17 protein-coding genes, 1 tRNA gene and 2 pseudogenes are annotated in these 23,140 nt (G+C 43.6%); 7 read left to right on the top strand and 13 right to left on the bottom strand.

Features of this window, described 5'->3' with window-relative positions; translation table 11 throughout:
- Positions 1–696, bottom strand: a complete 696-nt coding sequence (locus LEP1GSC060_RS03945; protein ID WP_002995902.1) for a hypothetical protein — start codon at positions 694–696, stop codon at positions 1–3.
- A gap of 112 nt (positions 697–808) precedes the next feature.
- Positions 809–881 (bottom strand) — tRNA-Ala (locus LEP1GSC060_RS03940).
- Positions 882–944: 63 nt separating this feature from the next.
- Between LEP1GSC060_RS03940 and LEP1GSC060_RS03935 the strand changes: the two genes are divergently transcribed.
- The 5 genes from LEP1GSC060_RS03935 to LEP1GSC060_RS03915 all read left to right on the top strand — a co-directional run bounded on the left by LEP1GSC060_RS03935 (position 945) and on the right by LEP1GSC060_RS03915 (position 8,889).
- A complete protein-coding gene (locus tag LEP1GSC060_RS03935; RefSeq protein WP_002996070.1) occupies positions 945–1,253 on the top strand; it encodes a hypothetical protein in 309 nt (102 codons plus the stop codon).
- A 9-nt stretch (positions 1,254–1,262) separates the two neighbouring features.
- The gene (locus LEP1GSC060_RS03930; RefSeq protein ID WP_002996319.1) at positions 1,263–4,079 is read left to right on the top strand and encodes a SpoIIE family protein phosphatase; all 2,817 of its coding nucleotides are present in this window, start codon (positions 1,263–1,265) and stop codon (positions 4,077–4,079) included.
- Positions 4,063–4,392: an STAS domain-containing protein gene (locus LEP1GSC060_RS03925; RefSeq protein WP_002996088.1), complete on the top strand. Its 330-nt coding sequence runs from the start codon at positions 4,063–4,065 to the stop codon at positions 4,390–4,392. Before LEP1GSC060_RS03930 ends, LEP1GSC060_RS03925 begins: the two co-directional genes overlap by 17 nt.
- A 91-nt stretch (positions 4,393–4,483) precedes the next feature.
- Entirely contained in the window at positions 4,484–6,136 is a 1,653-nt protein-coding gene (locus tag LEP1GSC060_RS03920) for an acyl-CoA carboxylase subunit beta (RefSeq protein WP_002996353.1), read from the top strand.
- Positions 6,137–6,141: 5 nt separating this feature from the next.
- The gene (locus tag LEP1GSC060_RS03915; protein ID WP_002996065.1) at positions 6,142–8,889 is read left to right on the top strand and encodes an ATP-binding protein; all 2,748 of its coding nucleotides are present in this window, start codon (positions 6,142–6,144) and stop codon (positions 8,887–8,889) included.
- A 127-nt stretch (positions 8,890–9,016) separates the two neighbouring features.
- On the opposite strand, the gene LEP1GSC060_RS03910 is transcribed toward LEP1GSC060_RS03915, so the two are convergent.
- The 11 genes and pseudogenes from LEP1GSC060_RS03910 to ispH form a co-directional block, all read right to left on the bottom strand.
- Positions 9,017–10,060 (bottom strand): protein-glutamate methylesterase/protein-glutamine glutaminase, encoded by a 1,044-nt coding sequence (locus LEP1GSC060_RS03910; protein ID WP_002996314.1) that lies wholly within the window; start codon positions 10,058–10,060, stop codon positions 9,017–9,019.
- Positions 10,057–10,560 carry a chemotaxis protein CheD gene (locus tag LEP1GSC060_RS03905; protein ID WP_002996023.1) on the bottom strand — a complete coding sequence of 168 codons (504 nt, stop codon included), beginning with the start codon at positions 10,558–10,560 and terminating at the stop codon, positions 10,057–10,059. Before LEP1GSC060_RS03905 ends, LEP1GSC060_RS03910 begins: the two co-directional genes overlap by 4 nt.
- Positions 10,557–11,078 carry a chemotaxis protein CheW gene (locus tag LEP1GSC060_RS03900; RefSeq protein ID WP_002996345.1) on the bottom strand — a complete coding sequence of 174 codons (522 nt, stop codon included), beginning with the start codon at positions 11,076–11,078 and terminating at the stop codon, positions 10,557–10,559. The genes LEP1GSC060_RS03905 and LEP1GSC060_RS03900 overlap by 4 nt, the downstream gene beginning before the upstream one ends.
- An 11-nt stretch (positions 11,079–11,089) precedes the next feature.
- Positions 11,090–13,615, bottom strand: a complete 2,526-nt coding sequence (locus tag LEP1GSC060_RS03895; RefSeq protein WP_002996167.1) for a methyl-accepting chemotaxis protein — start codon at positions 13,613–13,615, stop codon at positions 11,090–11,092.
- A gap of 45 nt (positions 13,616–13,660) precedes the next feature.
- Positions 13,661–15,364, bottom strand: a pseudogene (locus tag LEP1GSC060_RS03890) (chemotaxis protein CheA); the annotation flags it as partial.
- Between the two features lie 63 nt (positions 15,365–15,427).
- A pseudogene (locus LEP1GSC060_RS20950) lies at positions 15,428–15,811 on the bottom strand (Hpt domain-containing protein); the annotation flags it as partial.
- A gap of 2 nt (positions 15,812–15,813) precedes the next feature.
- On the bottom strand, positions 15,814–16,212 hold the full coding sequence (locus LEP1GSC060_RS03885; RefSeq protein WP_002996100.1) for an STAS domain-containing protein: 399 nt from the start codon (positions 16,210–16,212) through the stop codon (positions 15,814–15,816).
- Between the two features lie 7 nt (positions 16,213–16,219).
- Positions 16,220–16,582, bottom strand: a complete 363-nt coding sequence (locus LEP1GSC060_RS03880) for a response regulator (RefSeq protein ID WP_002995898.1) — start codon at positions 16,580–16,582, stop codon at positions 16,220–16,222.
- Positions 16,583–16,599: 17 nt separating this feature from the next.
- Positions 16,600–17,859 (bottom strand): hybrid sensor histidine kinase/response regulator, encoded by a 1,260-nt coding sequence (locus LEP1GSC060_RS03875; RefSeq protein WP_002996114.1) that lies wholly within the window; start codon positions 17,857–17,859, stop codon positions 16,600–16,602.
- The gene (locus tag LEP1GSC060_RS03870; RefSeq protein WP_036095286.1) at positions 17,822–20,029 is read right to left on the bottom strand and encodes a PAS domain-containing sensor histidine kinase; all 2,208 of its coding nucleotides are present in this window, start codon (positions 20,027–20,029) and stop codon (positions 17,822–17,824) included. Before LEP1GSC060_RS03870 ends, LEP1GSC060_RS03875 begins: the two co-directional genes overlap by 38 nt.
- Positions 20,030–20,383: 354 nt before the next feature.
- Positions 20,384–21,322, bottom strand: a complete 939-nt coding sequence (ispH, locus tag LEP1GSC060_RS03865; protein ID WP_002996145.1) for a 4-hydroxy-3-methylbut-2-enyl diphosphate reductase — start codon at positions 21,320–21,322, stop codon at positions 20,384–20,386.
- Positions 21,323–21,646: 324 nt separating this feature from the next.
- Between ispH and LEP1GSC060_RS03860 the strand changes: the two genes are divergently transcribed.
- On the top strand, positions 21,647–22,495 hold the full coding sequence (locus LEP1GSC060_RS03860; RefSeq protein ID WP_036095285.1) for a flagellin N-terminal helical domain-containing protein: 849 nt from the start codon (positions 21,647–21,649) through the stop codon (positions 22,493–22,495).
- A 184-nt stretch (positions 22,496–22,679) separates the two neighbouring features.
- Complete coding sequence (locus LEP1GSC060_RS03855) at positions 22,680–23,105, top strand: hypothetical protein (protein ID WP_002996203.1); 426 nt, start codon at positions 22,680–22,682, stop codon at positions 23,103–23,105.
- Positions 23,106–23,140: the final 35 nt, after the last annotated feature.

Genomic DNA, 23,140 nt, shown 5'->3' with positions numbered 1-23,140 from the left:
TTAAAAACCAGGTTCTATCTTAAATTTTGACTTTTTTTGGACAGAAGAAATCGGAACTTCCGCAAGAATTTTCAAAATCAAATTCTTCAGAAGATTTTGTACTGATTCGGGACGGGAGGTTTCGATTCTAAAAACCGGAAATCTTTGGATCGTCTCTCCGAAGATTTGTATTTGTTTCGTGATCTTTCCCGAATGTTTCGTAAAAACGATCGCGGGCAAATACTTGGAATCGGTGAAACCGGACCGAAGACTTTGTTCCAAAGATTCGTAGAAAGAATGCAGTTCTCTCGAAAGTAAAAGCCAAGGCGGAAACCTTTCTAAAATCCATTCCGCATTTTTAGGCATCCAATTCGCGTCGGTTCGAAAAAGCGGAGGATCGAGAACACAAGCCGCTTCTATCGCCTGTGGAATTTTTTTTAGAAGTTCGAAAACCATTCCGGAAAACAAACCCTCTCCTATCAATTTGACCTTTCGTTTCGAATTTAAAATTTCCCGAGATAACAGATCGATGCAATCTTCGAATTTTGGAAAACCAAACCCCATCCAGTTTGCGGGAAGTTCGAAAACTCGCACGGAATAGGAGGATAAAAACGAATCTGCGTATAACTTTCTTTCGGAGAACGGAAGGTCCGGGATGAGGATGAGCGGATTTGTATTTTCGGTCTCAAACCGAACGATTCGGATTAGGTCGGACATGATGGATGTGAAATACGGATTTCCATTTCTTCACCGAATATCTTTCCATAGGATGGAAGGCCTAAAAGGATTTGACAGAGAGTTTAAAGTCTAAAAACTCAAATTTCGAATGTGGAGACGAGGGGAATCGAACCCCCCACCTTTTGAATGCCATTCAAACGCTCTCCCAACTGAGCTACGTCCCCGCTTGAGAATCAAGTTTTTATCAATTTCTTTGAAGTCAATAATAAATATAGGAGCGGTTAAGGATGAGTGAGTCGATCGAAGATTTACGAAAAAAAATAAAGATCCAAAACGATATAATCAAAGGTTATGAAAAAGTTTTAAGACTCAACGAGCAGGAATTGGCGAATGCGGACGAAATTATCCGCATGTATGAAGGAATCATTCAGTATTCCGGAAGGGAACTCAAGGATGTGAAGGAAGCTTTCGACGCCACGAACGTGGTCACCAATCTTTCCCGCGAAGAATTGATGGGCGCTTTGTCTCGTATCAAAGAGTTGGAAAGTGTAAATAAGAAACTTCGAGAAGAATCCCTAAAATTTCAAACCGGCTGATTTTCCGCTTTGACCTCGAACAAAAAACAGGATTCCCTCCTCAGACAGGGTTCTGACGGAGACCTTTATCTGGAAGACAATCCGGGTTTGGCCGTCGTTTTCGAATCCCTTCTCACGGAAATCATTCATCTAACATCCGCACAATTTGGAATATTCAGTTTTCGTTTAGAAGACGGAACTCTCAAATCCATCTATGGAAATCCTCCTTCGAACGCCGTCGAAGAGGCAAAACTCGTCTCCGAGTTTTGTTTTAAAACCGGTCAAGACTTCAATCTCAAAAGAGGCGAGAGTCCGAACAAACTCATCCCCGCTTTGGAACAAAATTCGGTTTGTTGTGTGTTGCACGTCGGGGAACTCGGGGATTCCGCCTCCGAGGATCAAAAGAAAATATTCGGAACCATCTTTCTAGGGAGATCGGAGGGGGGGGGCGGAGAATTTAGGGAATCCGACTTTGTACATTTAAAAGCGACCGCTCGAATCATCTCCGATCTTTTGGAAGAATCGTTCATTTCGGGAGAATCCTCTTTAGTCGTTCTTTCTTTGATGACCATATCCAGGGTCGCGCTCGAATCGGTGCAGATCCGAAAACAAACCGATCGTTTCGACTTTTTGTTAACCGAAATCATTCGAGTATCTGGACTCATCAACAAATCTCTGGATCTTTCCCAACTTTTGGAAGCGATCATGCTTTCTTCCAAATCCGTATTTCGAACCGAGGCTTGTAGCGTTCTTCTTTTGGACGATACGAAGGAATATCTGTACTTCCATACGGTTCTGGGAGAAAAAAGGGACGAGGTCACGAAGGTTCGGGTTCCCGTAGGAAAAGGTGTCGCTGGAATGGTCGTCCAGGACAAAAAACCGATGATCATCAACGACGCGAGAAACGATCCTCGAGTGTATCGGGAAGTGGACAAGGCGTCCCATTTTGTGACGAGAAACATCATGGCGGCCCCTCTTTTGGTGGAAGGTCAGGTGATCGGGGTGATCGAGGCGATCAATACGATCGATCGAACTTTTTTTACCGAGGAGGATCTGGAACTTTTCTTAAGTTTTTCGGGAACATCCGCGCTTGCGATTCAAAAGACCGGACTTTTACAAAACCTAGAGGACGCGAACAAGGATCTCCGAAAAAAAGTATCCGAACTCGAAAGTTTATTCGAACTTTCGCAAGTGGTTTCCTCCGCTAAAAGCCAAGCGGACCTGATGAAACAATCCGTTCCCGTGATTCACCGGGAGATGGACGCGGGTAAAACCGGAATTTTTCTCATCAATCGAAGGATTGGAATTCTCACTTCGATTTCTTACACGTTGGAAAATACGGTGGAAATTCTTAGAAGTACGGATTATCGGGGAAGTTTTATTCATCGTTTGATCGAAGAAGAAAAAACGACCGTTAAGGAAGATATTCAAAATTTTGCATTTACTCACGAACTCGATCTGGAATATCTCAAAGGGTCTTACATCGTTCTTCCCTTAACCCATCAGGGAAAAAAACCTTTCGGAGCGATTACCGTTTCGGATCGTGTGGATAAACTTTCGTACAATCATTCTCACTTGAGACTTTTGCAGACGTTTGCTTCCTTGATCGCGAGGGGGCACGAAACCTTAAAACTTCAAAACGAGATGATTTCCAGAAAGGCGATGCAACGTTCCTTGGAAAGGGAAATCGAAATCACGAGGGAAATTCAAAAAAATATCCTTCCCGAATCGAAGACGTTTCATTCCAACTTCGATCTGGGAGTTAAGTCCGTTCCCGCCAAGGAAGTTTCGGGGGACTTTTACGATTACTACCAGTATCAGGACGGACAGTATTCTTTTCTCATATCGGACGTATCCGGAAAAAGTCTTCCTGCCGCGATTTTTATGGCGATGAGTTCTTCCATCATCCGTACTCTTGCCAGAAACCACGACCTAGATCCGGAAGATATTCTCGAACAAGGAAATGCACTCATCTACGAAGATTCGCACAATGGAATGTTCGTGACCACATTTTTCATCCATTACAATCCGGCGATTTTCACTTTGGATTACGCTTCCGCCGGTCACAACGATCAGGTTTTGATTCGAAAGGACGGTTCCTGGGAGCTTATCAAAGGTTCCGGTCCCCCCTTAGGAGTGGTTCCGACCGCGAGTTATAAGGGAGGAAGTTTGATCGTGGAACCGGAGGATATGGTCATTCTTTATACCGACGGCGCCATCGAAGAAAAAAACGCGAAAGATGAAGAGTTCGGTTTGGAAAGAATGATCCGAGAAGTCATTGCGAGAAAACATCTTCCCTCCGAACGGATCATCGAGGAACTTTTCGGACTTGTGCGGGAATTTTCGGGAGCGCCCGAACTCTTCGACGATTTTACGGTGATGATCTTGAAGTTCAACGATAACTATCAGTTCTCACGGGTTTTTGACGCGAGGATTTCTTCGGTTCCTTTGTTCCGAGAATTTGTCTACGAAACGATCAAGGTTAGAAATTTGGAAGAATCTCAGAGGGACGATATTCTTTTAGCCTGCGACGAAGCGGGTACGAATATCGTGATGCACGGTTATGAAAATACGGATTTGAAAAATCCTAAATTCGAATGTAAAATACGCTTTACAGGCGATTGGATTACCATCGTATTAATTGATTCCGGAAAAGTCTTTCAGAGAAAGAACGTTCAAGAACCTTCGATTGAGGACAATTTGAGCGGCAAAAGAAAAGGCGGATTCGGAGTTTACCTAATCGAAAAACTAATGGATTCGGTCGATTATTCCAGCGAAGGCGGAAAGAACGTTTTAGTTCTCAAAAAGAATTTTCAAAATAAGGCTTCCCATGGAAATAACGTCTGAAATTAAGAACCATTCCAAAATCATTCATTTGATCGGAAACTTAGACGTTCATAACACGCATAAAATCGAATCCGCGTTTATGGATCAGATCAAAACGGGAAATTCCCGCATCTTGGTTTTGGATCTTTCTTCCGTCGAATTCATTTCTTCTGCGGGACTTAGGATCATCGTCGCCGCGCTCAGAATCTGCAAAGAAAAAGACGTGGAGTTCAGACTGGCGGGAATCAAACCCGCGGTGAAAAGAGTTTTCGAAATCATCGATATGAATTCTATGTTCAGCATTTTTGATACCCTCGAATCGGCTATAAAATAGTTTCTCTTGCAAAGCAAGAACCGAATTTAACTTTCCCGAGAATCCTTTCTCTAAAAACTGGATTTATTTTATTCCATTGAAAGGTTCTCTCATGTCCGAAGCAAAATACTCGCTGGAAAATCCGTTCCAATCCACTTCCGAACCTAACTTTCATAAAACCAGAGGTCTTTACGAAGATGCAAACGAATTAGGAAAAGAACTCTTGGACAAACCTCTTGCGGGAGGTGGGGTCGACAGAATTCTTGTCCAACATTCGAAGGATAGGATGACCGTCTGGGAAAGAATCAAGGTTCTTACGGAAAAAGAACCGAATATTCTTTATCAAAACTGGGGAAAGAGTCTCGACGGCGCTTCTCTGGTTACCGGAATTTTAAACATCAACGGCAGAGACGTTGCCGTTTACGGTCACGACTTTACTCTTCGCGCGGGTTCGATGGATGCGACCAACGGAAGTAAACTCGCAAGACTGATCTACATGGCCGGAGAACACGGGATTCCTTTGATCGGGATGAACGATTCGGCCGGAGCTTACGTTCCCGCGGGAGTGGGCGGACTGGACGGTTACAGCGAGGCGTTTACGGCGCTCAGAAAAATCAGCGGCGTAGTTCCGAGTTTGATGCTCATGTTCGGATTCAATGCGGGCGGAGGGGCGTATCTTCCTCGTCAGGGTTCGTTTATGATCCAGTGTGAGAACACCTTCTTCGGTTTAACGGGTCCCGGTGTCGTCAAATCGGTCTTAGGCGAGGACATCTCTGCGGACGATTTAGGCGGGCCCAAGGTTCACGGACAAAGCGGCGTAGTCGATATCGTTACAGGCGACGAGTTGGGATCTCTGAGAACCGCACTTCGTCTTCTTTCTTATCTTCCGGATAACAACCGTTCCTTGGCGCCGTTTCATCCGACTTCGGATCCGACGGATCGATTCATCTACGAAGAAGAAATTCTTTTTAAGAAAACGTTCAATTCTCCTACGGGAATGAACACTCCTTTCGACATCACTTTGTATTTGCAGAACATCTGCGATCACGGTCAGTATTTCGAAATCCAACCGCAAAGATCCAGAAACCTAGTTACCGCGTTCGGACGAATCGGGGGACACGTGGTCGCATTCGTCGCAAACAATTCCGCCGTGGCTTCCGGTCAGATCGATATCGGCGCGGCGAGAAAGGGAACCAGATTCATCCGTTTCTGTAACCTTTACAATATCCCGATCGTTTTTTTGGAAGATACCACCGGATTTTTACCCGGAAAAGAACAGGAACAAAACGGAATCGTTCTCGAAGGAAGAAAACTTCTGGATTCCATCATCGACATCCGTACACCTCGTTTAACTTTGATTATTCGAAACGCCTTCGGAGGAGCCTACGCTTGTTTTAACTCCTATCATACGGGAGCCGACATGGTGTTTGCGCTTCCTACCGCCAGAATCGCAGTGATGGGACCCGCGGGAAAAGACTACGTCTACAAAGACGAGGTTTCCGCGATCCAAAAAGAATATCACGAAAACGTAAAGAAAGGAATGTCCGAAAAGGAGGCGGTTGTCGTCCGAGACAAAAAGCTCCAGACACTTTCCACTCAGTACGAAAAGGAACTGATGAATCCGAAAGAAGCCCTTTCTTTGGGTTCCGTTTCCAGAATCGTTCTGCCGGGAACGACCAGAAGTATTCTCTACCAAAATCTGGATTATTTAATCCGACATTATAAACCGGCTCCGTTGTCCGGACCTCAAAGGGAGTTTGAGTAATCGATATGATCGACTTTCAAAACAATCGTATTCAATTTCATCAATCCAATTCTCCTTGGATTCGTTCTTTCTCCTTGGAATCGATCAAATGTCTGATCGTTTGCCGGGGACCGGTTCGAAAAGAGGCGATGGAAATTTTCGATTCGATCGGAATCCGAGAATACGGAATTCTACTTTCGGAAAAAGACTCCGTTGTTTATCCGATGGCTTTGGCTCCCGAACTGAGAGGTTTTCGTTTTCCTCATAATATACACCGGGTTCCGGATTATATGGGAGCGGGAAAGGAAGAGAAAATGGAACGGATCCAACAGATCATTTCCATCGCAAAGGAAAATAAATACACTCATATCTTTGCCGGTTACGGATTTATGGCGGAGGATTCCGAATTCATTTCCGCGATCGAAAAAAGCGGAGTCGTTTTTATGGGACCTGCGTCGTACGTCGCCGATCAGGCGGGTTCTAAGGATGCGGCCAAAAAAATCGCGAGAAAACTCGAAGTTTCGGTAACTCCCGGTGTAGATAACGTTTCTTCTCTCGCTTTGATTGCGAAAGCTCCGGACGCAAAGGCCATGGAGAAATTCGCAAAAGAAAAAGGAATCGATTTTACTTTTGATTCTTCCGTTTCTTTGGAAGTAAACGCGGAGAATTTGTTAGAATTAGGATATTCTAAAATTATTGAATTGGTTTCCATCGCGGATCTTCAAACCGAAGCCGAAAAGGAATGTAAGAAAATTTGGGAAAAGTATTCCAAAAATCGAATTCGTTTTAAATATATCGGCGGCGGAGGAGGAAAGGGACAAAGGGTCGTTTCCAAAATCGAAGAGGTAAAAGGCGCCGTTCAAGAAATTCTTTCCGAGTCGAAAGTTACCGCTCCGGGAACGAACAAAAACTTCCTCATCGAGTTAAACATAGAAAATACAAGACACAACGAGATCCAGCTCATCGGAAACGGAGAATGGTGTATTGCCCTCGGTGGAAGAGATTGTTCAGTTCAGATGCACGAACAGAAACTTCTCGAACTTTCCCTCACTCAAGAGTTGCTCGAAAAAGAAATCGCGACCTGCGCGGCTACTCATCCTAAAAAAGCGGAAGTTCTCAAAGGAGACCTGAAAGTTCTTCGCGAGATGGAAGAACAATCCGAACGTTTCGGCGAGGCCGTAAAACTCAACAGCGTTTCCACGTTCGAATCCATCGTAGAAGGAACCAATCACTTCTTTATGGAAGTGAACACTCGGATTCAAGTGGAACACAGAGTTACCGAAATGGTGTATTCTCTGAAGTTTAAGAATTCGGAAAATCAGAATGAATTTTTTATCGTAGACAGTTTGATCGAAGCGATGGCTCTTCTTTCTCTTCACGGAAAAAGACTCCAGAAGCCCGAAAGAATTCTTAGGTTTCCTTCCGGCGCGGAAGTTCGTATCAATGCGACCAACAAAGCGATCCAACCGCACGCGGGCGGAGTGATCATGAACTGGTCCAAACCTCTCCCGGATGAAATCCGAGACGATCAAGGGATCAGCATTCGAAACCCGGACATGGGTCTATTCGTACATTATAAAGTAGCAGGAGCTTACGATTCCAACATCGCGCTTCTGATTTCTCACGGTGAAAACCGCACGGACAATTTAATCCGCCTCGGTGATATTTTGAGAAAAACCGAACTCAGAGGTTACGATCTACAAACGAATCTTTTGGTTCATTACGGTTTGATCAACTGGATTCTCGGCAAAGACGCGATGTTCAAACCTTCCACTGCGTTTATGATTTCGTATCTCGCGGGCGTGGGGGCTTTGGAGAAGATCGTAAAGGACGTGGATCTGGAAATCGCTTGGAAAAAAACGCTTTCGGAGGCCGCTTCCCCCGACGCAAAAAAAGTTTTGAGCAGAAAGTTGACCCTGATTACGAGACCGATCGGAGAATTGCTGAAAGACTCGCACTTGGTTGCGGGATTTATAGGATTTCATCTGAATCATTCCTGGAAGATTGTGGGTTCTAAAATCGAATGGCTCCGAAACCCGATTTTTATTTTAGCGGATCTCTATCACTATTTGAATATGGAAGCCGATCCGCACCAACCGCCGTCCGAACAAATCTGGGATCACGACGATGAAATTCTTCAAAAGGCTCTCGCGTTTTATCAAGAACTTTCCAAAAGAACCGGAATCGCAGCGGACTCGATCGAACTCGTAACGACTTTGAACTTGGGTAAATCCATTTCCGGAATCGACTCCGGAATTTTGGCTTCCATCGTGCAGTCGCATAACGGCTTTCAGGCGGGACTCGAGTTGTTGAAACTTCTTCCTTCCGCCGGACTAAACTCCGGATTTTACAAATTGGAAGTGGATGAAAAACTCGACGCGATCATTCCCGAAGAATTCAAAAAATCCGATACGCGAGATTCTTTCATTAAGTTCTTGGCTCCGCCTCCAAAAGCAAGTTCGGATGAAATCGTAGCTCCGATGGGCGGAATGTTCTATTCCAAAGAAGCTCCGGATCTTCCACCGATGGTGAACGTAGGAGATCACTTCAAAGCGGGGCAACCTCTGTTTATCGTTGAAGTGATGAAGATGTTCAACAAAATTTCCGCACCTTTCAGCGGAACCGTAAAGGAGATTTTGTTAAACGACAGCGACGGAAAGATCATCTCTAAAGGTCAGACGATTTTTAAAATCGTTCCGGACGAGGTGATTCATATCGAAACCGAAGCGGAGATCGCGGACAGAAAAAAGAAAATCACTCTCAGTTTGGTATAAAGTTCAGTACGGGACTTCATTTTGATAAAACAAAAATACGTTCCTGTGCACGTAGTAAGTTTTTTTCTTCCTATACGAATACGGTTTCGTATAGGAAGTCCATAAAAACTCTTCGTATAGAAAGTCCCTAAAAACTCTGTACCTCTCTCACAATCTTCGAAAGAGGGAGGATCGTATCCACGGCTCCTTTCAAAATCGCTTCCTTGGGCATTCCGAAAACCACACAAGTGGCTTCGTCTTGAGCGATCGTGGAAGCCCCCGCCCGTTTCATTTTTAAAAGTCCGTCCGCTCCGTCGTTTCCCATTCCGGTTAGGATGATTCCTTTTGCATTTTTACCCGCCGCTTTAGAGACCGAGTTGAAAAGAATATCAACGGAAGGTCTGTGTCTGTTGACCAAGGGACCGTCCGATACTTGAATATGGAACTGCGTTCCACTCAGATAAATTTCCATGTGTTTGTTTCCGGGGGCGATGTAAGCGGAACCCAATTGTACACGATCTCCGTCCATTGCTTCTTTGACTTGAATTTTGCAGATTTGATTGAGGCGATTGGCGAAAGCCTCGGTAAATTTTTCGGGCATATGTTGAACGATTACGATTCCGGGACAACGAACGTCCAAACGAGTGAGGACGTATTCCAAGGCCTGCGTTCCGCCGGTGGAAGTGCCGATCGCAATCAACTTATCGGTCGTGCCGATTTTGGAAAAGTCCGCCTTGGTTTCTTTGAGATTTTCAAAAAATTTCGCGTCTCCATTGTGAGAAGAATGAAGACGGATTTTTGCGGCAGACGCGGCTTTCACCGAGTCCGTGAAAAGAATCTCCGATTCTTCTAAGAAATTTTTTAAACCGACTTTGGGTTTTTCGATAATGTCGATCGCGCCGAGTTTCATAGCAAGAACCGCAGTCTTTGATTCTTTTTCGGCTAACGAGGAACAGATGATGACCGGAGTCGGTCTTTCCGACATGATTTTTTTTAAAAAGGAAATTCCATCCATACGAGGCATTTCGACGTCGAGTATAAAAACGTCCGGCCAAACGGAAGAGAGTTTTTCCGAAGCAAAGATAGGATCGGAAGCAAAACCTAAAATTTCGATCTCCGGATCCTTGTTTAGGATTTGTGTGAGAACTTGACGAACGACCGCCGAATCGTCGATGATAAACACTCGGATCATGAAAGCTCCGGTCTTTCCACGTAAATTTCTCCGTCCCATAACGAAAAGAAAACTCTTCGATGGGAAAACCCCCCCAAGTCTTCGGAAGTGATCGGGAGTCTGTTTTTGTTTAGGTGTTCCTTGATCGAAAGGATATTTTTCATTCCTATATCCCGAATGGATTTGAATTCCAGAAGTTTTTCTTCTTCCGTGGAAAACATGGAAGCCCCTCCGAATAATTTGATTTGATATTGACCGTTTCTTCCGCCTGTTTGTCCGATCTTTTCAAAAAATAAATCGAGTGCGTCGTCCGCGTACTTCGCGTTTAGGACGGGAGCGGAATCGTTCGAAGGGCGAGAAGGGAGCATAACGTGTGCCATACCTCCGTAGAGAAGAGAAGGATGCCAGAAACAAATCGATACGCAGGAACCGAGTAAGGTTCTGATTCTAAGATCCTTTCTTCCCCAACAAAAACCTCCGGGTTGTAAAAACAAATCCCGGACCGTATCCGGTTCTATCATGGATTTTCCATAAGAACCTCGGCGGGTTGCGGTGGATCGTCCTCGAGGGACGTCAGTTCTTCCAGATTCAGAATTTTTTCCGTGTTTAAAATAATGATAAATCCGTTTTCCCGCCTCGCCATTCCTAGGATAAAATCCACCTTGATTTTAGAACCGAAAGTGGGAGCCGGTTCGATATCGTTTCCCGGAATCGAAACTACTTCGTTGACGGATTCGACAAGAATTCCTAGGTCCGTTTTTTCTTTTTGGTCCTCGTTTTTCTGAGAATGTAATTCCACTATGATTACACAAGTTTTACGATCCGGTTCGATCTTACTTTTAAAAAACTTATGTTTCAGATCCAGAACCGGAACCACGTTTCCACGAAGGTTGATAACACCCGGAATGAATTCAGGCATTAGAGGGACGTTCGTCAAACCGGAATATTCAATTATCTCTTTGATATGTAATATTCCAATTCCGTAACATTCCTCTCCCAGATAAAACGTTAGAAATTGATTTTCTTCCAAAACGTTCATCGTAATCCCTCTTAATATTTTTCAAACTTTTCGGTAACGGACATTCCCACGGATGCTTCTTTTCGAATCGTAGGGGTCGTTTTCATCATTCCGGAAGATTCTTTGCGTAAAAGGCCCCCTCCGTTGGTCGTCCGTTTTCCGTCGCCTTCTTGGATTTTAAAAAACAGAACGGATTCCCTGAGTTGTTCCGCTTGCGCGTTCATCTCCTCGGAAATCGCGGCCAATTCTTCCGAGGCGGAAGCGTTCTGTTGAGAAACTTGATCCAATTGTCCCATGGCCTTGTTGATTTCGGAAACTCCCGCTGCTTGTTCGTCGCTGGCTGCCGTGATTTCCTGAACGAGGTCGGCGGTTTTTCGAATCGAAGGAACGATCTGAGAAATCAGTTCACCCGCTTTTTCGGCGATGGCGACGCTATTGATCGCTAAACTGCCGATTTCGTTGGCGGACTTTTGACTTCTCTCCGCGAGTTTACGAACCTCCGAAGCGACAACCGCAAATCCTTTTCCGTGATCTCCGGCCCTGGCCGCTTCGATCGCGGCGTTTAACGCGAGTAAGTTGGTCTGATAGGCGATGTCCTCGATGATGCCGATCTTTTCCGCGATTTGTTTCATCGCTTTTACGGTTTCAATGACGGACGCTCCCCCTTCTTCCGCGTCTTTGGATGATTTGGAAGAAATCTGTTCCGTCTGACGGGAATTCTGAGCGTTCTGATCGATGGACGCGGTCATCTCTTCCAAGGAAGAAGTCGTTTCTTCCACGCTCGCAGCTTGTTCCGAAGCGCTTTGACTCAAAGAGTTTGCGGTAGACGAAACCTCGCTTGCGGAAGTGACAAGACTCGAAGAGCGAACGATGATATCTCCGATGATTTCTCCCAATTTGTCCATCGTAGTATTGGAATATTCTTTCAACTTTCCGAAAGTACCGTGATATTCGTTCGTGATCTTTTGGGTAAGATTTCCCGCGGAAATTCTTTCCAAGGCTTCCACAACCTCGCTGAGTCCGCGGTTGCTGACCTCCAAAAGTTGATTGAGAGATTGACTGAGTTTGAGAAAAAAACCGGTTTGAGAATCCAGAGAAATCCGAGTCGTAAAATTTCCTTTCACGGCGGCGTTTACGATTCCTTCCACTTCTTCCTGAACCGCCAGTTGGTTTGTAACGTCCGACCATTCCACGACGGAGCCGAGCCTTTTGCCGCTCGCGTCCAAAATCGGATTGGCGATCAGATCGAAAGTCCTTCCTCCGATTTTGATCGTAGCTTTGTGAATCCCCGTAAAATTACCGAGAACCCCTCTTTGATGCGCCGGGTTCTTATGAAACTGATCGATGTTCGATCCGACTAGATTTTTAAGATTGAAATGGGCGAATTGTTTTTTGATGTCCGATTCTCCGATTTCAAACATCTGAATCACCGCTTTATTCATATAACGAATATTGAATTCGTTATCGGCGATCATGATGTTGGTGGAAGTATTATCCAACGCGACCTTAACGCGGATCAGTTCCTCGTTTTCGATTTTTCTCTGCTCTTGGATTTTATTCTGTTCGGTTACGTCGTTCCATTCCACTACGGTTCCGAGTTTATTACCTTTAACGTCTGTGATCGGATTGGCGATCAAATCAAAATCCCTACCTCCGATGGAAATGGAAGATTTAAAGGTTCCCGTAAGTTGGTTCAACAATCCCCTTTGGTGGGCCGGGTTTTTATGAAAGGAATCTATATTCGTTCCCATCAAGGCGTTTAGATTGAAATTCGAAAGTTGTTTTTTGATATCGGTCTCCGCCTTGCCGAACATTTCTCGAATGGCCTTGTTCATATAAACTACGTCGAAATTCCGATCCGCCATCATGATATTCGTAGTAACGTTATCCACGGCGGTTCTCATTCTTAAAAATTCCATTTCTAAGTTAAAAATCGTTTTGTGACTGAAACGATTGAACCACCATAAAAAGGAAATGAGAAGAATAGAGATTCCGGAATATTCCATAATCGTAATCCAGAAATGATTGTCCGTTTCCGTCGTAGCGGCGGCGGAAGGTTTTTCGGCTTTTTTTACGAGTTCTTCTAAAATCTCGGATCGGGATTGTCTGAAAGTGGAGAGGCCCGTAAAAAAATCGGATTTTAAAAAGAGCGAAGAGTCTTTTTTGAGATCCTTGGAGGAGGAAATTTTTTCCTTCAAATCCTCCGTAGCCGAAGTAAGCGCGGAGATTTTTTTATCGAACTTTCGAATCGTAGGATCGTCTTTCAGGTTCGACTCGTTCAAAACGGATCTTAAGTTTTTAAGATTTTTTCCTATCTCTTCCAAATTTAAAACAAGGGTTTCCTTTTCTTTTCCGAGCGCCAAATGGAAGGAAAATTCCGAAACGGAAACTTCCGCTTTTAAAAGAGCTTCGTTTGTGTTCTGAAAAAATCTAGAACGTCCTTCGGGAAATTCTCCGATCTTAGCGGGTGCGCTGCGAAAATTTTGAACCGACAGAAACACAAATCCGTTTATCGTGATAGCCAGGCCGATCCAAACGCTTAAATTTTTTCGAAACATTCGATTTCTCCATATTCAAAATTTATAAAATTGATTCCTCTGAAACTACGAACCCGTTTTAACGGCCAGTTCCCTGTTTTTTGAATGTTCTTGGTCGCGGATCGAATTGTATAAACCGGGAACGTCGAGTATAAACGCTATTTCCCCGCTTCCCAAAATGGAAGTGCCGCTGAAACATTTTATGTTTTTGAAAACTTCCGCCATAGGACGGATTACGGATTGAATTTCTCCGTGCAGATCGTTGACCACGACGCCGAAAGACTTGTCCTCATATTCTAAAACTAATATATTCTCTTTTACGAATGTATTCGTTTCCAGGGAAAGGAACCCGGAAAGATGAAGCACCGGCAGGAGTTCTCCGCGCAGATTGACGGTATTCGAGGAAGAACCGTTAAAAACGACTTTCGATTCCACGGTTTCCCGAACCATCTGCATCGGAACGATAAAGAATAAACCGGAGGCCTTGACTAAAAAACCGTCGATGATAGCGAGAGTGAGAGGCAGGCGAATATGGAACGAACTTCCTTGATCCTTGGCGGTTTGAATCTGAACTGTGCCTCGGAGCGATTCAATGTTTTTCAGGACGACGTCCATTCCGACTCCTCTTCCGGAAAGATTCGTAACTCGTTCCGCCGTGGAAAAACCGGGTTGAAAGATCAGGGAAGCGACTTCCGATTCCGAAAGGATTTGATCGCGTGGAATCAATCCCTTTGAGATCGCTTTTTCCAGGATTTTTTCGCTGTCCAAACCTTTTCCATCGTCGCTGATTTCAATAAGAATACTTCCCGTGCCGTGACTTGCTTGAATCCGTAATTTTCCGGTTGCCGGTTTTCCTTTTTGGATTCTTTCATGGGAAGTTTCGATTCCGTGATCGAGAGCGTTCCGTAGAATGTGTACGATCGGATCGGCGATTTTTTCGATTACCGAACGATCCAGTTCCGTCTCACCTCCGAAAATTTCGAGTTCCACTTGTTTATCCAATTCTTTGGAAAGGTCGCGTACGACACGTTTGTACTTCTCGAATAAATCCGAGATCGGAACCATCCTAAGGCTCAATGCGAATTCTCTAATTTCGCCGACGAGTCTATAAAGAGATTCGGAACTTTCGATCAACTGCGTATTTTCCGTATCTACGATCTTTCGGCTGAGGTTCGCTTCTTGAGTGATCAATTCTCCTACAAGAGCGATTAACGTATCTATTTTGGAGGAATCTACTCTCAGAGTTTTTGTTTGTATCTTGAGAGTTTCCGCTTTTTCTTCGGATAAGGAAGGGGGAAGTTTAAACGGAGAATGAATTTCTTTCGAGGAAGATAACGTTTCCGGCGAAAGAAGGGATGGGTATGAAAGTTTTTCAAGTTCCTTCGGCGCGAGTACTTTTTGAATTTCGAGAGCGTTTAGATAAACTTCTTTTCCGAGAGGAAAGTTTTCACAATTCTCCGCAAAGAGGTTTAAACCGCATTTTGGCGGAAGGATTTTCAGATAACTTCCTTCTTTCAAAAATTCTAATGTAGAATGAATCTCCTTTCCGTCCGTTGGAGAATCGTATGAAATTTCAAAACCCAGATAGGAATGTTCGGGATTGAAGTCCGACCAATTGGGAACGGACTCGGGATAAACGAAAAGATGTTGGATCTTTCCGGATTGGGATAAGTATTGAATAAACGTATAAGGGTCCATGCCGGATTCAAAAAGATGAAGGTCGGGAATCAAGGTGATCTGCCAATGCGACGAGCCGGAAGGAAAGTTTAAATCGCCGGAAGAAGTTTGTGAATCTTTCGAGTCTGTGTTCTTTTGGGAATCGTCGGAAAGATTATCGGAAAGCAAGGTTTTAGCGAGTAACATGAGATCGGTTTGTTTGCGGGAAGTTTTGGAATCGACAACCGCTCCGTCGGAGGCAACAAGATTACGGATATGATCGCAGGCCAAGAATAAGAATTCGATTCCTTCTTTGGTGAGATTTTGTTTACCCGAACGAATCCGATCTAAAAGGGTTTCGACTTCGTGTGTGAATTTTTCGATCGGTTCGTAACCGAACATTCCCGAAGTTCCTTTGATCGTGTGAATGGTGCGAAAGACGGAATGGATCCCTTCTACATTTTTGGAATCCTTTTCCAGGATCAAAAGATTGGATTCCATGGAAGAAAGTAATTCTTCCGATTCCGAGATAAACGTAGCCCTTACTTCTGAAAGATCCATTTTTAGTCCTTGCTCACACCGTATCGAAATGAAAATTCTTTCATAGTTTCTTTAGAAAGTTTGATCTTATCGTTTAAAAAAGAAGCGAGCCCATAGAGATCGATCAGCCTTAAAACGCTACGACTGTGATTGATCAAACGGACGTTTTTATTTTTACGTTGCGCTTCCTTTTTGAGTGCGAGAAGAATCTGTAAACAAGAAGTGTCCATCTTTTGGATTTTAAAAAGATCGATTTCTATAAAAGCGGGAGAATCCTCAAGGACGGAATCGAGATTCTCCTTAAATTCGGCGGCCTCATAAATCGTAAGTTCGCCTTCGATCGCAACTTTCAAACCGGAAACGTCCGAATCTTCCGACTTCGATCGAACATTCTGAAAATCTTTATATAATAAAAACGGCATATATAATTCAGGGTAATAATTTATGAATCGTTTGAACGAGTTCTTCCGGAGAGAAGGGTTTTGTAAGCCAAGCGCGCGCTCCTGCGGCAAGACCTTCGCTTTTTACCTCGGCCTGGGATTCAGTGGTAAGCATGATGATAGGAGTGAATTTATTTTTCGGATCTTTTTTGATTTCTTTTACGAACGTGATTCCGTCCATGTTCGGCATGTTCATATCGCTTACGATGAGATCCACTTTATCGTTTTGTAATTTATCCAAGCCGTCTTGTCCGTCGACGGCCTCTAAAATGGAGAAATCCGAATTACTTAGATGTAAATTGAGTATTTTTCTAAAAACCGCCGAATCGTCCACGATGAGAATTCGTTTCATTTTTTCTATTCTCCTGATTAAATGAGTGGGATGAAAATTTCCGCGAGTACACAAAGACTTACGTCTTCGGATGTGTGGTCGTTTGCGTTGTGGATAAAAAACAAACCGTGATGTTTGCGAACGATATGATCCACCGCCGTCAATCCCAGCCCGAGTCCGAACTTTTCCAAATGACTTACGTTTTCGACCGGAGGATAAATTCTGAAAAAAGGTTGGATCACGAGTTGTTCGAACTTTTCCGGAATCCCTCCGTACGGTTTTTTATCCACTCGATTTTTAAACGTGATACAGAAATAACTCTGGTTGATATTCGTAAAAATATCGATCTGAGAGTTGAAGGAGCAGTACTTAAACGCATTGAGAAGCAATTCTTCCATAGCAAGATATAAAAGAGAAATGTTTACGTTTACCTTATATTCTTTTTTAAAAACGGGGAGTTTGACGGAAACTTTTTTCGATTGTAGAAAAGAATTTAAACCCTCGGGAAGTTCCTTTATTTTTTCCAAAATTTCTTTGGTGGAAACGACACAAGATTCTAAGTTTTGATCGATCAGATTCAACAGCTTTTCAAGGCCGAGGAGCATGTTTTTCGTGATTCGATTGTTCGTAAGCAGCAGATCCAAAATTTCCTTATCTACCTTGTAAAAATTTCCTTCCTGAATTTTAACCGAATCGATCATATCCAAAAGGCTGGTCATAGCGCCGATCCCGCTTCCTTGAGAAAGGGATGTTTTTAAACTATGAATCGAATTCTTTTCGAAAGACTCGCTGTCGGACTTGCGGATCGTTTCCTTATAAGTAAGCCATTCGAGTTGGTTTCTCAATTTCTGACCTTCAATTTCGGCCAGATTCTCTTCCATATTCTTCAGATAACAATAGTTCAGAGCCTTTTGAAGGACTTTGAGGAAAATTTCGGGATAGATCGGTTTTAAAATATAATCGAAAACTCCTAGTTTCATGATCTCGATGATTTTCTCGTTGCTGTCGATTGCGGTTTGAACGAGAACCACCGCGTTAGGATAAATCTCTTTAAGTTTAAGGAGAAAGGCGCCTCCGTCCATTACGGGCATCATCAGATCCAAAATAAAAAGCGAATATTTCCGATCTTCGATTTTTTTCAACGCCTCCGCTCCGTTAGACGCAACCTCGTGTTTTACGCCGAGTTCGTCGCATAAACTTTCCAGAAGAATGCTGTTTTCCTGTTTGTCTTCGACGATCAAAATAGGATCGTTCGGAATTTTATGAAAAGTATTCTTCTTTTTCAGCTCGATCTTCAAGATATATCTCCTTTTCAATCTCAATTAAAATCGATTTCAGCTTATCTAATGAAAACGGATTTTGGATCGTATAATCCGGGAAGAACGGAAGCAAATCCTCCTGAAAGGGAAGCGGAATATCCGCAGTTTCCAAAAGAACCAAATGTCTAAATTTGGAATCCTCGTTTAAAATCGTTCGTAAGGATTTAACAACTTCCGTTTCTTCCAAAAGAAGTCGTGTGTCATATAACAATACCTTATGGGGATGATCTTGAGGTATTTTGGAAAAATCTTTTACGGTATGAAGCGTTATGAACTCTTGAGAGTTGTATAGGAAATACTTTTCGATGGCTCGTTCATAGATTCTATCCTGAATCGTGAGAAGAACGGGTAAGGATTTAAGTTCGCTCGGATAAACGGATTGCTGAAAAGCCGTGTTCGGATGATAGGCTCCGGTTTGAAAGTTTGAATCGAAGGGATTCGAGTTTTTTAAGCCGGGAGAAAACGGAAGAAAAACGTTAAACTTGCTTCCGCTGCCGAGTTCACTTTCCACTTCGATGGAACCTCGGTGGGCCTCTACGATTTTTTTTACGATCGGCAAACCCAGTCCGCTTCCTTCGTATGCGGCTCGATCCTCTCTTTTAACCTGATGGAAAGTTTCAAAAATTCTATGAATTTCATCTTGGGGAATTCCGATTCCGGAATCCTGAACCGAAAGTTCGAAACTATTTTCGAGTTTTTTTAACGTAATCAGAATTTCACCGGAAGAATCCGTAAACTTGATCGAGTTTCCGAGAAGATTGAGAATCACTTGTCGGATTCGTTTTGGGTCTGCTTTGATTTCAAAATCGGCGTCCTGCGGGAAAAATTCGAAAGTCATTCCGATCTTTTTTGTGATCGCCTCACCCAGAATCATTTCGATCGACGTGGAAATCAGTTCCTTGAGATCGAAATCGGATTCGTTTAACACGAGTTTACCGGCCTCGATTCGGGAAAGGTCGAGTATATCATTGATGATGTTCAGCAGATGAACCCCGGAATGAAAGATCAGATCCTTGTATTTGTTTTCCTTTTCCATTTCCTCCGGAAGTTGCATCAATCTGGAAAATCCGATGATGGAATTGAGAGGCGTTCTAAGTTCGTGACTCATGTTCGCCAAAAATTCGGATTTTGTATTGTTCGCTTTTTCCGCCTTTTCTTTCTGAAGATTCAGTTGTTCGGTTCTTTGATTTACGAGGACTTCGAGCTTTTCCCTGTGGACTTTCAATTCTTCTAATACGTTTTTTCGTTCTAGAAATACGCTGATCAAATCCACAAAAGTTCGAATCGTAAAAATCTCCTCTTTGATCACGTCGGTCGTTTTAAAATTCTCGAATCCGGCGAATCCGAACCATTCGTTGGAAACAAAAAGGGGGATTAATGTGACGGAACGAATTTCCCTTTGATTGAAAAAATTTTTTTCGTCTTCCGGAAATTCGCATACGTTTCCCTGAAGATAACCGCTCGATGAAAAAATTTTTTTCCAGCGGGAATAACCTTCATTATAAACGATAAATTCGGTCGTAGGGATTTTGGACGCGTCCGGATCGTTTACTTCCAGAAAAAGTTCCGCAGAATCCGCGTTTTCCGAATTCTTGAAAAGGTAGAGCCGTTCGGAATCCACGAATACGAGAAATTGTTCCATTGCGTATTTTAGAATTTTAAGTTCTACTGATGTAGAAAGAAGGATTTGTGTGGCCGAGGTGATCCCCATTTCCAAACGAAGGTGCCTTGTAACCGATTCTCCCTTTTTGACTTTTTCAGTGATGTCCCTTTGTATCGAGATGAAGTATAGGATTTTCCCCGAAGGATTCCGAATCGCGGAAATATGCCATTCTACATTGTAGGGACTTCCGTCTTTTTTATAATTGATCGTTTCTCCCGAAAAATCCCTTCCTTGGGTCAATGCCCGTTTTAAATCTCTCATCGTTTTTCGGTTTGTTAAGGGGCCTTGGAGTATACGCGGGGTCCGACCGATTAAATCGGCTTTTGGATAGCCTGTCATTTTACAAAAAGCGGGGTTAACAAAAATGATTTTCGGTCCTGGGGGTTCCAGTTGTGCATCCGTCACCAATATGGAATCCGAAATCTGATTTACCAGAATTTCATAAAGTTCTTGTGAATGTTCGAAGTTTTCCAGGTCCCGTTCCACGACGGTGTAAAATCCGTAATTCTATAAAAAGATCAATAATTTTATTATTTCAGAGGGCTAAAAGGATATTAAAAAAGTAAAAAATTCTAAAGTAAATTTTGGATTTGGTAGACGGGATTGGATTTTGGCGGAATTGGAAGGAAAAAGCTGAAAATGAATCTGGATTTTGTCTCCTAAAAACGTTCCGAAAATATAGGAACTCCTAGTTTCTAATCGCTGTTCGAAACTAGGAGTTCCTAGATTTCAAGGGGGATTTGATCAGGAATGAGTACGGGCGAGTTTTAGAAATCAGGGTTCGGGATTTTAAAACTGTCCACCGATTTCTAAAATGAATCCACTCACACATTCGATTTTTTAGCTGAGTAAAATTCCGGGGAGTTTGAAGTTCATGGAATCCTCTCTGGAACCGGGAAACAATCCCACTTCCGCGTCCGGATAAAAGGTCTTTAACTTGGAAATGATTTCGTCTACGAGAACCTGAGGAGTGGAGGCCCCCGCGGTTAATCCTAAAATTCTAATATCGTTATTTTGAATATACTCTTTGGAAAGATCGTCGGCTCCGGTCACTTTAAACGAATGTGGTTTGGATTTTTGAGCGAGTTGCAAAAGACGCAACGAATTGGAACTGTTGTCGGCTCCGATTACGAGCATCGCGTCTATACCGTTCATCATCAAAGAAACCGCTTCCTGTCTTTCCGTTGTCGCATAACAAATATCATCCTTAGCGGGATGTTCCACGAACGGAAAGGTCTTTGCGATTTGATCCACAACGTTTCTCGTATCCGCAACGGAAAGAGTAGTCTGCATCAGATAAGTAAGTGGTTTGTTCGGATCGATTTTTTCCTTGAGCGCCATCACGTCGTTCGGCGATTCCACAAGAAACATCTCGGCTTCTCCCATGGTTCCGATCGCTTCGTCGTGGCCTTCATGTCCGATGTAGATGATTTGGTGTGTGTTTTTGATCTTTCTCGCTTTGCGATGAACTCTCGTAACGAGAGGGCAGGTGGCGTCTCCGATTTTCATTCCTCTGCGTTTGGCGGCTTCTACAACGGAAGGAGCGACCCCGTGTGCGGAAAAAACGACGGTGGCTCCGTCGGGCGCCTCGTCCAGATCGTTGATAAAACGGATTCCTCTTTTTTTCATATCTTCCACAACGCGGCGGTTGTGTACGATTTCTTTACGAACGTATATCCTTTCTTCGGAATTAGCCTGGACCTGTTCCACGTAAGAAATCGCGTATTTTACCCCGGCGCAAAATCCTCTGGGATTGGCTAAATAAATCTTTTCTAACATGATCGCTCCGTCTCTCGGTTACCATTCTTCGAAACCGGCGGCGGGCAAAGAATCAAAAAAATCTTTTCTGAGATCCGTTTTCCACGACGGAAAATGAAGAGCCGAAACATTTCTCCGCTATCTTCAGCTGAAACGCTCTCTATGGATCGCGTTTCAGTGACATAGGCTTAGAAACGGGGAAGAATACTTTTATCTTACAATCCGGAAAAAAGTTCATTATCGGATTTTACGGGACCGTCGATGGATTCACTGAAAAGGTCAAGGAAGACCTTTGAAAAATCATAACCCCCTTTTTAAGGGAAATCGGATTCAAGGAGGAACCGAATGATTATCAACCATAACATCAGTGCCATTTTCGCGCACAGAACGTTGAAGTTCAATAGCGAAAACATGAGTAAGGACATTGAAAAATTGTCCTCCGGAATGAGAATCAACCGTGCAGGTGACGACGCTTCCGGTCTTGCAGTGTCCGAAAAGATGAGAACTCAGATTTTAGGTCTCAGAAGAGCGGAAATGAACACTGAAGATGGTATGTCTCTGATCCAAACAACCGAGGGATATCTCCAGGAAACTCATGAAATCGTTCAGAGAATCCGGGTTCTGGCCGTCCAAGCTGCCAACGGTATTTATACCGAGGAAGACAGACAACAGATCCAAGTGGAAGTTTCTCAGTTGGTGGACGAGATCGACCGAATCGCTTCTCAGGCGGAATTCAACAAAATGAAACTCCTTACCGGAGCTTTCGCCAGATTGAATCCTACTGCGAGTATGTGGTTTCATATGGGCGCCAACATGCACCAAAGAGAAAGAGTTTACATTGAAACGATGAATACGGCGGCATTGGGTCTCAGAAACCCGACCGTTTTGACGTTTATCTCTCTTTCTACCGCAGGCAAGGCGAACTCGGTAATCGGATTGGCTGACGATGCGCTCCGTTCCATCTCTAAACAGAGAGCGGACTTGGGGGCGTATTACAACCGTCTGGAACACGCTGCAAAAGGTCTCATGAACGCTTATGAGAACATCCAAGCTGCGGAATCCAGAATCCGTGACACCGATATGGCCGAACAAATGACCAGCTTTACGCGTTATCAGATCCTGACTCAGGCTGCTACCGCGATGTTGGCTCAGGCCAATATGAAACCGCAAACGGTTCTTCAGTTACTGAAGTAACCGTTTCTTCCGGCTGAAAGAACTTTAATTTCGGCCGGAAGAGTTAAGCAAACGCCGGAAAGGAACGATATCTACAATGGATTTATAATTCCCGTTATAAATCGCCGTACGACTCTGAAGCCCGATTATTCTCGAAAGAATCTTCGGGCTTTTTTTCTTTCCTTTCTTAAGTTCCCCGAGTCCAATGGACAAGATGGAAACGATTCGTAAATGGAGTGGGGGACTTTTCCTTTTTGGAATTGCATTCAATCTTCTCTGTGCTTCTTGGATGAATCTTTCCGGAATCTGTCCGATCGGTATGCCGAATTTGATCGGCGCTGTATCTGCGGATTCTATTCCTCCTTGTCATAAAGAATCTTCGAACTCGACTTCTTCCGATTCTTCCGCACCTTGTTGTTCCTCCGATGTTGTAAAAGCGGATTCTTCCATTGAGTTTCGATTCGAAACTCAGAACTTCTTTTCAACTCATACGATTCTTGTTTTGTTTTTACTACCTCCGGATTCGATTCTAAATCTTAGGGGCCAAAATATCGATTCGGCCCGTCGTCAAAGTGTCTCTCTTTCCGATCGCAAAAATCCAATCTCCTTACTTCAAGTTTTTCTAATTTAATCCGACTCGTTCTTCTCTTTTTAAAAAATTAGGAG

This window comes from Leptospira weilii serovar Ranarum str. ICFT (genome assembly GCF_000332415.1).
Lineage (GTDB): Bacteria > Spirochaetota > Leptospiria > Leptospirales > Leptospiraceae > Leptospira > Leptospira weilii_A.
This window is presented reverse-complemented; position numbering and strand designations above follow the sequence as displayed.